The organism is Sorangium sp. So ce726, assembly GCF_051521405.1.
Lineage (GTDB): Bacteria > Myxococcota_A > Polyangia > Polyangiales > Polyangiaceae > Sorangium.
In genome coordinates, this window is sequence record NZ_CP150349.1 from 9341432 (window position 1) to 9354995 (window position 13564).

General features: G+C 69.9%; 10 protein-coding genes. 5 read left to right on the forward strand and 5 right to left on the reverse strand.

Features of this window, described 5'->3' with window-relative positions; translation table 11 throughout:
- Positions 1-5: 5 nt before the first annotated feature.
- Positions 6-713 (reverse strand): TetR/AcrR family transcriptional regulator, encoded by a 708-nt coding sequence (locus tag WME79_RS34685; protein WP_437523659.1) that lies wholly within the window; start codon positions 711-713, stop codon positions 6-8.
- 372 nt (positions 714-1085) lie between these two features.
- Between WME79_RS34685 and WME79_RS34690 the strand changes: the two genes are divergently transcribed.
- The 4 genes from WME79_RS34690 (at position 1086) to WME79_RS34705 (ending at position 9070) form a co-directional block, all read left to right on the forward strand.
- Positions 1086-4694 (forward strand): BadF/BadG/BcrA/BcrD ATPase family protein, encoded by a 3609-nt coding sequence (locus tag WME79_RS34690; protein WP_437523661.1) that lies wholly within the window; start codon positions 1086-1088, stop codon positions 4692-4694.
- Positions 4695-4765: 71 nt separating this feature from the next.
- Positions 4766-6721, forward strand: a complete 1956-nt coding sequence (locus WME79_RS34695; protein ID WP_437523664.1) for a 2-hydroxyglutaryl-CoA dehydratase — start codon at positions 4766-4768, stop codon at positions 6719-6721.
- A gap of 148 nt (positions 6722-6869) precedes the next feature.
- Positions 6870-8147, forward strand: coding sequence for an aminotransferase class I/II-fold pyridoxal phosphate-dependent enzyme (locus WME79_RS34700; protein WP_437523667.1), 1278 nt, complete (start codon positions 6870-6872; stop codon positions 8145-8147).
- A gap of 80 nt (positions 8148-8227) precedes the next feature.
- Entirely contained in the window at positions 8228-9070 is an 843-nt protein-coding gene (locus WME79_RS34705; RefSeq protein WP_437523670.1) for an SHOCT domain-containing protein, read from the forward strand.
- Between the two features lie 84 nt (positions 9071-9154).
- Here the strand turns inward: WME79_RS34705 and WME79_RS34710 are convergent, their stop codons facing one another.
- From WME79_RS34710 to WME79_RS34725, 4 genes are all read right to left on the reverse strand, one after another.
- On the reverse strand, positions 9155-9544 hold the full coding sequence (locus WME79_RS34710) for a VOC family protein (RefSeq protein WP_437523673.1): 390 nt from the start codon (positions 9542-9544) through the stop codon (positions 9155-9157).
- A gap of 244 nt (positions 9545-9788) precedes the next feature.
- Complete coding sequence (locus WME79_RS34715) at positions 9789-10352, reverse strand: TlpA family protein disulfide reductase (RefSeq protein WP_437523676.1); 564 nt, start codon at positions 10350-10352, stop codon at positions 9789-9791.
- On the reverse strand, positions 10349-11071 hold the full coding sequence (locus WME79_RS34720; RefSeq protein WP_437523679.1) for a hypothetical protein: 723 nt from the start codon (positions 11069-11071) through the stop codon (positions 10349-10351). Before WME79_RS34720 ends, WME79_RS34715 begins: the two co-directional genes overlap by 4 nt.
- 7 nt (positions 11072-11078) lie before the next feature.
- Positions 11079-11417, reverse strand: coding sequence for a hypothetical protein (locus WME79_RS34725; RefSeq protein WP_437523682.1), 339 nt, complete (start codon positions 11415-11417; stop codon positions 11079-11081).
- A 440-nt stretch (positions 11418-11857) separates the two neighbouring features.
- Between WME79_RS34725 and WME79_RS34730 the strand changes: the two genes are divergently transcribed.
- Positions 11858-13528, forward strand: coding sequence for a hypothetical protein (locus WME79_RS34730; RefSeq protein ID WP_437523685.1), 1671 nt, complete (start codon positions 11858-11860; stop codon positions 13526-13528).
- The last annotated feature ends 36 nt before the right edge of the window (positions 13529-13564 follow it).

The window sequence follows — 13564 nt, forward strand, 5'->3', positions numbered from 1 at the left end:
GCCGGTCAGTCGCCTCTCGACCTGGCCCGCCGGCCGCGCGACGGGCTCACCCGCTCCGGCGCCTCGCCGGGGGAACCCCCCGTCGCGGGCGCGGGGCGCTCGGCCTCCGCGCCCCGCGCCGCGAGCCCGGCCGCGGGGTCCATCCGGAGGTAGCCGCGCCGCAGGAAATCGTAGAGCGCCGTGACGATCCGCTCGCGCGGGCGGGCCTGCTCCTCGAGGGCGTTCTCGAACAGCACCTCCTTCAGCGCGCCGATCGTGAACGTCGCGTAGAGCTCGGTGTCCCCCGGCTCGATGACGCCGAGCCGCTGCCCCTCCGCGAGGCTCTGCTGCAGCAGGAGCTTCACCTCCTGGCGGAACGCCCGCAGCTCCTTGACGAACGCCGGGTCGAGGCCGGCCGCGTGCGACAGGAGGATGCTCGTCAGCGCCGGATCGTCGAGCAGGACGGCCACGATCGCGCGGATGTTGTGCTTGACCTGCGCCTCGACGTCGGCCGACGGGTCCACGCGCAGGATGGCGCCGCCGAGCCGCGAGAAGAGGCCGCGCACGAGCTCGCCGAACACCGAGCGCTTGTCGGGGAAGTAGAGGTAGAACGTCCCCTTCGCGACCTTCGCGAGCGCGACGATGTCATCGACCTTCGCCTCGTGATACCCCTTCTCGGAGAACACGGTACGCGCCGCGCGGAGGAGCGCTTGGCGGCGCTCGGCCTTGTCCATGGGCCGGTCGCTTTACCATCACCGGCCCGCCATCTGGGGATCGATGTCTCCCCTCCGGCGTCGAGCCAGCCCGCCGCCTGAAAAGTTCCGGAAAGTTCGCGGGACAGCGCACGACACGTGGACGCCGAGGGGAACCGCGCGCAACCAGACGCAACCAGACGCAACCGAGCGCCACCGAACGCAACCGAGCGCGGCGTCGGAACCTTGCACCCTGGACGCAGCGATGGCCCGAGATGGCCGAAAAACGGCGTCGTACGACGACCAAGACGCACCGGATTGCTTGATTTCCAGGGCACCCCGTTGTAGCCATCACGACTGACCAGCCAGTCAGTCGGACGCTGGGGACCGGCGACGGCGGTGGGAGGAGCCCCGATGGGAAGGCAGATCCAGGAACCGGTCGTGGTCGGCATCGACGTCGGCTCGACGACGGTGAAGGCCGTCGTGCTCGATCCGCAGACGCTCGAGATTCTCTGGAGCGACTACCAGCGGCATCAGACGAAGCAGCCGGAGAAGGTGCTCGAGCTCCTCGAGACCATCGAGGCGTCGTTCCCCGCGTCGCCGAGGGACAGCTGGCGGGTGTTCATGACGGGCTCCGGCGCCGCGCCCCTCTGCCCCGGCCTGGGCGCCAAGTTCGTCCAGGAGGTCAACGCGGTCACGCTCGCTGTCGAGAACCTGCACCCGGACGTGGGCAGCGTCATCGAGCTCGGCGGGCAGGACGCCAAGATCATCATCTTCCAGCGGGACGAGAAAACCGGCGACAAGACCGCCGCGCCGTCGATGAACGACAAGTGCGCCTCCGGCACGGGCGCCACCATCGACAAGTGCATGATCAAGGTGGGCCTCCCGTCGACGGAGGTGGTGAAGATCCACTTCGACGACTCGAAGCTCCACCACGTCGCCGCGAAGTGCGGCGTCTTCGCCGAGACGGACATCGTGAACCTCGTGAAGAGCGGTATCCCCTCGACGGAGATCCTCTGCTCTCTCGCCGACGCGATCGTCCTCCAGAACCTGTCGGTGCTGACGCGCGGCTCGACGCTGAAGCACAAGGTGATCCTGCTCGGCGGCCCCAACACCTACCTCCCCTTCCTCCAGGAGTGCTGGCGCAAGCGGATCCCCGAGACCTGGGATGAGCGCGGCTACAGCTGGCCGAAGGACCAGCCGGTCGAGGAGACGATCTTCGTCCCGGAGAACGCGCAGTACTACGCGGCGTTCGGCGCGTGCGTCTACGGGCTCAAGGAGGCGCCGGAGGTCGGCCTCTACGCCGGCAAGTCGGGGCTCATCGAGTACATGACGAACGGCAGGAAGGCCCGGCTCGGTGAGAGCGCGGGCCCGCCGCTCGTGAAGACCCGGAACGAGGTCGACGAGTTCCGGAAGCTCTACAGCATCCCGAGGTTCACGCCGATGAAGCTCGCGCCCGGCCAGGTGGTGCGCGGGGTCATCGGCCTCGACGGCGGCTCCACCTCGTCGAAGGCGGTGCTCATCGACGAGGACGGGAACATCGTCTGCAAGGCCTACCAGCTCTCCAAGGGCAACCCGATCCAGGACGCGAAGGAGCTCCTCGCCCAGCTCCGGCAGTACGTGCTCGATCAGGGCGCGACGCTCGAGGTGCTCGGCTTCGGCGGCACCGGGTACGCGGCCGACGTGCTCCAGGAGTGCATGCGGGCCGACGTCAACATCGTCGAGACCGTCGCCCACATGATGAGCGCGGTGAAGTTCTTCGGCGACGTCGATGTCATCTGCGATATCGGCGGACAGGACATCAAGGTCCTGTTCATGAAGAACGGCGATATCGCGAACTTCCGGCTCTCCAACTCGTGCTCTGCGGGCAACGGCATGTTGCTCCAGGCGATGGCCGACCAGTTCGGCCTGAAGGTGACCGAGTACGCCGACACGGCGTTCGGCGCCGAGCTCGCGCCGAAGTTCAGCTACGGCTGCGCCGTCTTCCTGGACACGGACCGCGTGAACTTCCAGAAGGAGGGCTTCTCGAAGGAGGAGCTGCTCGCCGGCCTCGCCCAGGTGCTGCCGAAGAACGTGTGGCAGTACGTCGTGCAGATCCCGCGGCTCGCGGCGCTCGGCACGCGCTACGTGCTGCAGGGCGGCACGCAGTACAACCTCGCGGCGGTCAAGGCGCAGGTCGATTACATCAAGGAGCGCGTCCCCGGCGCCGAGGTGTTCGTCCACCCGCACACCGGCGAGGCCGGCGCGCTCGGCGCGGCGTTCGAGACGCTCCGGGTCGTGAAGCGCAAGGGCCGGTCGACGTTCATCGGGATCGATGCGGCGATCGCCCTCGAGTACACGACGAAGAACGACGAGGAGACGGTCTGCCACTTCTGCCCGAACGAGTGCAAGCGGACCTTCATCGACACGAAGCGGCCTGACGGGACGACGAGCCGCTACATCTCGGGCTTCTCGTGCGAGAAGGGCACGGTCGAGAGCGAGCAGGCGATGCTCGCGCTCGTCGCCGAGCGGAAGAAGATCGCGAAGCAGTTCCCGAACCTCGTCGACTACGAGTCGAAGCTCGCCTTCCGGCACTTCTACGACACGGCGCCGCTCCCGGAGGAGGGCGCGCCGGTGAAGGACACGGTCGTCAAGAAGGGCTTCCTCGGCATCCGCCGGGTGGAGACGACGCGCCCGTTCCGGCGGAGCGGCATCGAGGTGCGGGAGCGCCTCCGCCGCGTCCGCATCGGCATCCCGCGCGTCCTCAACATCTACTCGACCGGCCCGTATTACCGCGCCTACTTCGAGGCGCTCGGCATCCCCAAGCAGAACGTCGTCTTCAGCGACGCGACGAGCGAGGAGATGTGGGTCGAGGGCGGCAAATACGGCTCCATCGATCCGTGCTTCCCGTCCAAGGTGGCGCAGGCCCACGTCCACAACCTGCTCTTCCACCACCACACGGACGAGAAGAAGCTCCATTACATCTTCTTCCCCATCCTCACCCATGTGCCGAGCTTCGGCGAAGGGGTGATGGACAAGACGAGCTGCCCGATCGTCGCGGGCGTTCCGGACGTCATGAAGGCGGCCTTCACGAAGGAGGTCGACTTCTTCAAGACGCGCGGGATCGAGTACCTGGATCCCGCGCTCACGTTCTCCGAGATGACGCTGACGGCGCGCCGGATGTTCGAGACCTGGGGCCCGCGGCTCGGCATCACCGAGGACGAGAGCGATCACGCGCACCGCGAGGGGATGCGGGCGCTCTCGCAGTTCGAGCGCGACCTCCAGGACAAGGGGCGGGCGATCCTCGAGACGGTCGAGTCCGAGAACCGGGTCGCCATCCTGATGATCGGGCGGCCGTACCACTCCGACCCGGGCCTGAACCACGGCATCCCGGAGGAGTTCCAGGTGCTCGGCTATCCGATCCTCTCGGTGCGGTCCATCCCGCGCGACATGGAGTACCTCGCGCGGTACTTCAAGGACGAGATCGCGATCGGCCAGCACCCGCTCGACATCAACGACGTCTGGCCGGAGAACTACTCCGCCAACAGCGCGCAGAAGGTCTGGGCGGCCAAGTTCGCCGCCCGCCACCCGAACGTCGTCCTGCTCGATCTCTCGAGCTTCAAGTGCGGCCACGACGCGCCGACGTACGGGATCATCGACAGCATCGTGAGCTCGAGCGCGACGCCGTACGCGGCGCTGCACGACATCGACGCCAACAAGCCGGGCGGCTCGATCAAGATCCGCGTGAAGACGTACGCGCACAGCCTCAAGCTGCACGAGGAGGCGCTCGAGGACGCGGCGAAGAAGAAGGCGCAGCTGGTCCAGCGCATCGAGGAGAAGCGGCTCGAGCTGCTCCAGCTGAAGCGCGACCAGCAGGCGGCGCGCAAGATCACGGATCCCGCGCTCGAGCGGGAGATCGCCGCGCTCGCCGAGAAGGTCCGGAGCTACGTCGCGCCGGTCTCACCGCCCGACGCGCCGAAGACGGGCCTCGTGCAGCTCAAGAAGAAGCAGTCCGACGGGACCGTCGTCCCCCTGGAAGCCTGAACCACGTCGAAGGTCGAGGGGGGGACGGCGGGGCCGCCCCTTCCAGCATCCAAGCGAAGGGAAGCCACGCCATGCAACATACGAGCACGACGAGCACGACGACCACGCAGAAGACGCGCCTTCCTCTGGTGGGCGAGGCGCGATCCACCAAGACCGACGTCGACATCGAGGCGGAGCTCAGGGCATTCGAGGAGGCCGAGCGGGAGCGGCTCGGGCTCAAGTCCGAGCGGCGCCAGTGGGTCGACAACATGCTCAAGCCGAAGATGACGAAGAAGGAGCGCGACAACGTGACGCTCCTCATCAGCGGCCTGACCGCCGCGCAGGACTTCCTGTGCGAGGGCGCGCTGAAGGGCCTCGGCTACAACGTCCACTACTTCGGGATGAGCGACAACGCGGGGCTGCAGACGGGCAAGGAGTTCGGCAACCGCGGGCAGTGCAACCCGACGTACTTCACGGTCGGCGGCCTCGTGAAGTACCTCATCGACCTGCGCGACAAGCAGGGGATGTCGACCGAGGACATCATCAAGAACTACGTGTTCCTGACGGCCGGCGCGTGCGGGCCCTGTCGGTTCGGCATGTACGTCACCGAGTACAGGAAGGCGCTCCGCGACGCCGGCTTCGACGGCTTCCGGGTCATGCTCTTCCAGCAGACCGGTGGGCTCTCGCAGGCGACGGGCGACGACGTCGGGCTCGAGATGAACCCCGCCTTCTTCATCGCGATCATCAAGGCCATCGTCTGCGGCGACACGCTGAACGCGCTCGGCTACCGGATCCGGCCTTACGAGGTCGAGCCGGGCGCGACGAACCGCGCGATGGAGAGCGCGAAGCGCATCCTCTACAAGGCTCTTTACGAGCAGACGAACGTGTTCCGGGCGCTCTACGAGGCGCGCAAGGAGTTCGAGGGCGTCAAGGTCGACAAGCTCCGGCCCAAGGCGAAGACGTCGATCATCGGCGAGTTCTGGGCGATGACGACCGAGGGAGACGGCAACTACGCCCTGCAGAGGTTCCTCGAGAGCGAGGGCGGCGAGAACGACATCCAGCTCACGACGGCGTGGCTCCTCTACAACATCTGGGAGTGCGCCCGAGACACCCGCGAGCGGCGCGACCTGCGCGGCGCCGACGAGGGCAATTACGGCCTCGCCGGCCTGGACGAGTTCGGCGTGGCGAAGCGCCTCGCGACGATGCGCCTCGCAGAGGGGGCGCTGCGCGTCGGCTTCCAGGCGTTTGCGCTGCCGCTCGGCCTGCTCGACTACCACCTTCCGGACATGGAGCTCGTGGCGGAGGTGGCGAAGGACTACTACTCGAACGACCTCCGCGGCGGCGAGGGGCACATGGAGGTCGGCAAGCTCATCGTGAACGCCGTGAAGTCGAAGGCGCACGTGACGGTGAGCGTGAAGCCGTTCGGCTGCATGCCCTCGTCGGGCGTCTCCGACGGCGTCCAGTCGCTGATCACGTCGCGCTACCCCGGGACGATCTTCTGCGCGGTGGAGACGAGCGGCGACGGCGCGACGAACTTCTACTCGCGCATCCAGATGTACATGTTCAAGGCGCGCATCCTGGCCGAGCAGGAGCTCACCCGCGCGTACGAGGAGGCGGGCGTCACGGAGGCCGAGGTGCGCGCGTTCCTCACGAGGAACCCGAAGTACGCGAGCCCGCTCCACCACGCGCCGCACCGCGTCGCCGGCTCGGCCGCCAACCTGGTCTACGAGGTGGCGCCGCTCATCAAGCAGACGGCCGCCGAGCGCGCCGCGGGCAAGGCCAAGGCGGCGGCGGGCGCGCTCCGCGACGCCGTCAAGGCCGTCCCGGCCAAGGCGAAGGCGGCAAAGGAGTTCCTCACGGATCCGGAGACGCTCGCCCGGGCCCGCGAGGACGTCGCGCTGATCCGCGACATCGTCGGCGGCAAGGCCGCGGAGCGCTTCAGCCCGCTGGTCAAGCGCCTGGCCGGCAAGGCGTATTTCGAGAACAACCCCGAGGTGCGCCACGTGAGCCACGGGGCGAACAGCGTGGAGCCCATCGCCGCAGAGTGAGGCGGACGAGGCGGACGCCGCCGGGCGAGCTGCGCCCGGCGGCCACCTCGGACTCTCCGCGCCTCTCCGCGATCGACGCCCCGCCCCGCCCCCCCGCGCGCCGTCCGGCCGCGACGCACGCGCGAAATTCTGCTAGATATCGCGCGCCATGACCGAACTGCGCTCGTTGTCTCCCGATGCTCTTGCCTCGCTCACCCGTGAGCTCGAGGCGCGTTTCGCTGCCTTTGAAGCCCGCGGCCTCAAGCTCGACATGACGCGCGGCAAGCCGTCGTCCGAGCAGCTCGACCTGGCGAACGGCATGCTCGCGCTGCCCGGCGCGGGCGACCTCGTCGCCTCGGACGGCTCGGATACGCGCAACTACGGCGGCCTCGACGGCCTGCCCGAGATGAAGGCCATCTTCGCCGAGATGCTCGAGGTCCCCTCGGAGCAGGTCATCATCGGCGGGAACAGCAGCCTGACGATGATGCACGACGCGGTGGTCCGCGCGCTCGTCCACGGCGTGCCCGACGGCAGCGGCCCCTGGGCGAAGCAGCCCAAGGTGAAGTTCCTGTGCCCGAGCCCCGGCTACGATCGTCACTTCGCGATCTGCGAGCACCACGGCATCGAGATGATCACGGTCGACCTGCGCGACGACGGGCCGGACATGGATCAGGTCGAGAAGCTGGTCGCCGAGGACGCGGCCATCAAGGGCATGTGGAGCGTCCCGAAGTACAGCAATCCCACGGGCACCACGTACAGCCCCGAGGTCGTGCGCCGGCTCGCCAGCATGAAGACGGCGGCCCCGGATTTCCGCCTCTTCTGGGACAACGCCTACGCGGTCCACGACCTCTACGCCGAGGGTGACCAGCTCGCGAACATCGTGCCGGCGTGCCAGTCCGCGGGTCACCCCAACCGGCCGTTCGTCTTCGCCTCCACGTCGAAGATCTCGTTCGCCGGCGCCGGTGTCGCCGCCATGGCGTCCAGCCCCGCGAACGTGGCGGACGCGAAGAAGCACCTGGGCATCCAGACCATCGGTCCGGACAAGGTGAACCAGCTGCGGCACGTGCGGTTCTACAAGGACTACAAGGGCCTGCTGAGCCACATGCAGCGGCACGCCGAGCTCATGCAGCCCAAGTTCGAGGCGGTGACGACCACGTTCGAGCGCGAGCTCGGCGGCAAGGGCATCGCCAGCTGGACCTCGCCGCGCGGCGGCTACTTCGTCAGCCTCGACACCCTCGACGGCTGTGCGAAGGAGGTGGTGCGCCTGGCCAACAAGGCGGGCGTGAAGCTGACCGGCGCCGGCGCGACGTACCCGTACGGCCGCGATCCTCGCGACCGCAACATCCGGATCGCTCCCTCGCTGCCGCCGCTGGATCAGATCCGCGTCGCCATGGACGTCGTCGCGGTCTGTGTCCAGCTCGCGAGCGTCCGCAAGCTCGCTGGCTGATCGCCGTCATCGTCGTTCGCCCGCATTGCGATCGACGCACCGCAGTGCAAGGGTGGGCGCTCCTCCCGGAGCGCCTCACCATGCAGCAACTCACCCTCGAAGGTCAGCAGAGAATTTCCGACCTGTCACAGCGCTATTTCGTCAGCACCGACGCGGTGATGACGTTGTTGCAGGCGCTCGTGAACGGCCATGGAACGATGGCGCAGTTCTACCACCCCGAGCTGGGCGGCGGAGGGCAGTGGATGCAGGGCGGCATGACCATGGTCGGGGACATGTTCAACAACGGTCTCAAGGCCAAGGTGGACGGCCTGTGCTCCGAGCTGTCCAGTCTGCTGGCCAGCCAGCCTTTCGTTCCAGCGCCTGCGAGCTATCCATCGCATGGCGGTCAGCAGCAGCAGCAAGGTGGCAGTGGAGGTTTTGGGGGATCGCCGGTCAGCCTGTTCGTCCCGGGGTCGGGAGGGAGCTCGGGCAGCTGGTGGCCCGGGGAGCTCGGGGTGCCGGGCTCCAGCGGGTCGCAGAACAACGTCCGATATGCCTACTTCCCCGGCGCGCGGCGCCTGGCCGTCGAGGTCAACGGGCGCGTCAGCGTCTATGACACGCTCGATCACCAGATCGGCGGTGTGTCGCAGCAGCAAGGGTCGGGGTCGTCCGTGACGTTCACCAGCCAGTACGGCGTGGTGAGCGTGCTGAGCTTGCCAATCATCTCCGGCGACCTTGCCGTGCAGCAGGCGCCGATGACCGCGCAAGCTCCAGCGCCAGCCGCCGCTCCGGTGCAGGCCAACGCCGCCCCGCCCCGCTCCGCTCCTGCTCAGGAGGCGGATATCTTCGCTGCCATCGAGCGGCTCGCCGATCTGCGGCAAAAGGGGTTCATCACCGAGCAGGAGTTCGCTGCGAAGAAGGCAGAGCTCCTCAGCAGGATCTGACCTTCAAGAAAGGGCGGTCGCTGAAGGTGAGAAGGAGCGGGCGGCGAGCGCCGAAAAGGAGCGCTCGCCGCGCTCCGTCAGCCCTCACCCGCCGTGACAGACCGCTTCGACGTTGTGCCCGTCAGGATCGCGCACAAACGCACCGTAGTAGCCCGGGTGGTACTGCGGCCGGAGCCCCGGCGGACCGTTGTCGACCCCTCCAGCAGCGAGCGCAGCCCGGTAAAACGCATCGACGTCGGCCCGCGTCTTCGCGACGAAGGCGACATGCAAGCCCCCCTGCAGAGGAGTTCCCGTGCCGATCCAGAAGTCCGGCTTCCCGTCGGCCCCGAGGCCGGCGTGGCTGCCCGCACCCCCGGTCATCTCGGGAGTGATCTCCATCACGAGCCCGTAACCGAGGGGGGCCAGGGCCGCCTGATAGAAGGCCTTGCTTCGCTCATAATCCGAGACTGGAAAACCGATGTGGTCGATCGCCATGCGCGCCATCATCGCCCAGACGGGCGCGCGCCAGCCGAAGAAGTGGGGGCTGCTGCTCCTCCTCCCGCCGGGGGACGCCCGTCCAGCGCGCTGCGCACCATTGCGATAGGCGACCTCGGATTGCCGTCTTCAGCAGGCATTCGGCATCGCGCGCCATGGCCGCTCGGACGCCGCCCCCATTGTCCGTCCACACGCGATCTTCCACCCAGCGCCGCGACGTTCAGCGGGCGGCGCGCAGCCGGGCCTACCGCGCGGGCCGCGCGCTCGCGCGCTCGAGACTGCGGAGGACCTCCTCGAGCGCTTCCTGGGTGATGAGACCCACGTGCCGGAATACCTCTCGGCCCCCTGCGTCCAGGATGACGACGCTCGGCACGTGGTGCAGCCCGGCGAAGGGGCCCTCTCCGGCGATCGTCGGGGCGTCCGCGAGCGCCACCGGGTACGGGAGCTTGAGGGTCGCGACGAAGGCCTCGACGAGCGGCCGGTTCTCGCTCGCCTCGAGGACCAGGAGCGCCGCGTTGATGCGCGGCGTGTGATCGCGGAACAGCCCTGCGAGGAACCGCGCCTCCGCCTGAGACGCCACATCGTAGGTCGCGACGAAGCCGATCACGCTGAACCTGCCCGAGAGCGACCCGGTCGAGAGCTCGCGGCCGTCGAGGGTCTCGTACGAGAAGCTCCGCACCGGGCCGGGCGCCGGGGCCGCCGCGGCGACCGGCGGCGCCGCCGCTGGCTCCCGGACGGCGTCGCCGCCCCCACCGCAGCCGATCGCGAGCAGCAAGAGCGGCGTGCAGACCGGCGCGAACGGCCTCATGGCAGCGGATCGCCCTCCAGGTGCGCGTCGAAGAGATCGGCGCAGAGCTGCAGTGAGGGTGGCAGCTCGGCGCCCTTGCGCTGCTGCGCCAGGACGGCATGGCACAGCTCCTCGATGACCAGCTTGATCGGCGTGGCCTCGAGCTGCGCGCCGTCGAGCAGGATCCCCGGACCCGGGGCGTCCTCTGCGCGGACGATGGGGTCGTGCCGCGCCCAGGCGATTCCATCCTCGGGGAGATAGCGACACCAGAGCACCCGCACGAAGCGCAGGTAGAGCGGCGTCACCAGCGCCACCACGCGATCGCCCCCCGCGGCGACGCCGCGCAGCGCGAAGCCGCCCGTCGGACGTGGAGCGTGCTCGCCCCCCTCGATCGCGATCTCGATCCGCTCGCGACGCCCGGCGTCGCTCTCGACCGACAGGAGCGGCGCATAGATCGCCACCGCAGGCACCTGCAGCTTGGGCGCGTCCTCCGCGAGGACGTCGAGCCACGCCTCGCGCGCCTCGGGGCCGAGCTCCCCATACACGTGGGCCGCGGCGATGGCGGCCTCGGCGTCGGTCGCGAGCGCGGCGAGCCACTCCCGCCAGGCAGCGAGGATGCGCGGGTCGAGCAACGCGCCGGACGGCGCGGGCAGGCCCTGTGCCGCTCCGTCGTGAGCGGCAGCGTCCAGCGAGGGCTCCTGGGTGAGATCGACCGAGCTCGGGTCGCGGCGCTCCGTCATGCCACCCTCAGCGCAACGCGTCGCGGCGACGCGCCCCGACGTCGCGTTCCAGATCGAGCAGGAGCTCGGCGAACTCGTCGCCCCGACCGAGCGGCGCGGCGAGCGTGAGCTCTCCGCCGCGATCCGCGAACAGGAGCGCGACGCCCTCGCTCGCCTCGACGATGCTCTTCACGAACACGACGTCCGCTGGATGGACCACGACGTGCTGCACCAGCATCCCGGCGCTCGCATCCGCGATCGGGAGGGGGCCGCGCGCGGGCCCGAGCTGCCCCACCGCCCCCGAGGGCTGCCCGCCGGCCGGAGACGCGGACGCGACTCGCCTGGAATTGCTGTCGTTCCGGCCCATGGACGGCGGAGCTAAGCACCGCTCGCCGGAGGGATCCAGCGGGCACACCCGGCGGGGATGGCCAGCCCCCTCGCCGCGTCAAGATGCCGCGTCTCTCCCTCGATCCGCGGACCCCGTGGCATTCTCGCGCCCGCCAAAGCGGCGCGAGATCGTCGGGCCGCTCACCTTGACCCCTTCATGATTCGCACCGGCGGCTCGCCGGCGGCGTCGTCGGGATGCGACAGGCCGCGGGCCCGAATCGGACGAGAACCGACGAGAACCGACGAGAACTGACGAGAACTGACGAGAACCGGCAAGCGTCGACGAGAGCCGCCGCCGCGAGCCGGGGCGGACGGGCTCTGGGGCCCACGGAGCGCTCGGGGATCGCCGCGCGGGGCGAAAGCGCCGCGAGGGGCGCTACACTCCCGCCGATGTCAGCCTCACGAGCCTGCAGCGAGCGAATGGAGGAGCGCCGCGAGACGTGCCCGGCGCCGCAGCCGAAGACCGCGGTCGACGACGACGAGCGCGAGCACGACGAGCACGACGAGAACGACGGCAAGCTGCTCGACCTGCCGCCGCTCGGGCACGACGAAGAAGAAGGGGGCGACGAGGGCTTCGACGACCTCCTGCAGACGCTCGACGAGGCGGAGCAGGGGCTCGACGACGCGAACGCGACCGACCTCGAGATCGGCGTCGAGCTCGCCGTGGACGACAGCGGGACCGGGGAGGACGAGCCCGCGGAAGAAGGCGTCGACGTCGGGGCGCTCCACGAGGGGATCGCGGACGCCGAAGCGGGCTCGTGGCTGTCCGACGAGGCCGTCGAGCAGAACGACGCCGAGCAGGACGATCTCGACGATCACGGCGGGGCGCACGGCGACGACGGCGGCGCGGAAGGGACGGGAGAGGACCCGGCGGACGACGTGGACGAGGGGGAGCTGCCGGCGCTCGACGCAGATCAGGACGGCGCCTACGAGGGCGAAGATCTGCTCGCAGAGCTGCCCGATCTTCCGGACGACCAGGCCCCCGTCTGGGATGTGCTGCCCTGGGTCGTCGTCGAGGACGCAGGCGCCGCTGTCCCGTGCAGCACGCTCGCGGTGGCCGGCGGCTACGTCGTCGCAGGCAGCGCCGGCGCAGATCCCGGGCTGACGAGCGAGCCCGCCGCGCGATCGGGAGGTCGCTCGCGCCGCGCGGAGCGCGCGGGTGGCGAGCGCGGGACCGTGCTCGTCGTCGACGCGGGGGCGCTGTCCGCGCGCCGCGCCGGCATCGACACGTCGGCGTCCTCGATCGCGCTGTCGGACAGCGCGATCTTGATCGCCACGCGCCGCGGCAACCTGCTGCTGAGCGACGACCGGGGGAAGAGCGCGAGCCCGCTCGGCGCGTGGGGCTCGGGCGGCGCGCCGGTGACGCTCGCGACGACGCCGGGGCGCTTGTGGGTGCTGGCCGGCAAGACGCTGTGGTCGCCCGCGGCCGGCGCGGTCGTCCCGACGCCGGAGACCGGATCCGCCGTGGCCACAGGCTCGCCCCGCCGCGACGGCGCGTCGTCGCCGTCGAAGGGCGCGCTCTCCCTGTCGCCCGGGCCCGCGCTGCGGGACGGCGTGCTCCGGATGAGCGCGAGCGAGGGGGTGATCGTGGCGCTCACGAGCGCGGCCGAAGGACCGCAGCTCGAGCGGCTCCGCGGCGACGACGAAGGCTCGCCGGTCGTGCCGCTGTCCGGGGCGGCGCGGCGCGCGGCCGAGGCCGACGACTGCCGGCTCGCAGCGGCGGCCGGCGGGCGCTCGATCGCGATCTCCGGCGCCGGGCTCCTCTGCGTGTCGCGCGACGGCGGCGAGACCTTCCGCGTGCTGGAGGGGCTCGCCGTGGTCGTCGCCCTCGCCTTCGCAGGCGACCACAAGACCTCGCCGCTGCTCGCGCTCGTCGCGCGCGAGGGCGAGCGCCGAGCGCAGCTGGTCCACGTGCCGTCGAACGCCGCCCCGACGCTGGTCGCCGAGCTCGGGGCGACGCCCCCCGGCGCCCCCGAGGAGGAGACCGCGTCGATCGGACCGGCAGCGCTCGCCTGGGACGCGTCGCGCGAGATCGTGTGGGTCGCGTGCTGGGCGGGGCTCGTCGCGCTCACGCGACAGCGAAAGCACTGACGATCGTCCTCCGCCTCGCGAGCGACGCGTGAGCGC

Bases quoted from the DNA above. Each gene is read 5' to 3' on its own strand.
- WME79_RS34730 (WP_437523685.1), top strand. From the start codon at position 11,858: ATGGAGGAGCGCCGCGAGACGTGCCCGGCGCCGCAGCCGAAGACCGCG.
- WME79_RS34690 (WP_437523661.1), top strand. From the start codon at position 1,086: ATGGGAAGGCAGATCCAGGAACCGGTCGTGGTCGGCATCGACGTCGGC.
- WME79_RS34725 (WP_437523682.1), bottom strand. From the start codon at position 11,417: ATGGGCCGGAACGACAGCAATTCCAGGCGAGTCGCGTCCGCGTCTCCG.
- WME79_RS34710 (WP_437523673.1), bottom strand. From the start codon at position 9,544: ATGGCGATCGACCACATCGGTTTTCCAGTCTCGGATTATGAGCGAAGC.
- WME79_RS34685 (WP_437523659.1), bottom strand. From the start codon at position 713: ATGGACAAGGCCGAGCGCCGCCAAGCGCTCCTCCGCGCGGCGCGTACC.
- WME79_RS34715 (WP_437523676.1), bottom strand. From the start codon at position 10,352: ATGAGGCCGTTCGCGCCGGTCTGCACGCCGCTCTTGCTGCTCGCGATC.
- WME79_RS34695 (WP_437523664.1), top strand. From the start codon at position 4,766: ATGCAACATACGAGCACGACGAGCACGACGACCACGCAGAAGACGCGC.
- WME79_RS34720 (WP_437523679.1), bottom strand. From the start codon at position 11,071: ATGACGGAGCGCCGCGACCCGAGCTCGGTCGATCTCACCCAGGAGCCC.
- WME79_RS34700 (WP_437523667.1), top strand. From the start codon at position 6,870: ATGACCGAACTGCGCTCGTTGTCTCCCGATGCTCTTGCCTCGCTCACC.
- WME79_RS34705 (WP_437523670.1), top strand. From the start codon at position 8,228: ATGCAGCAACTCACCCTCGAAGGTCAGCAGAGAATTTCCGACCTGTCA.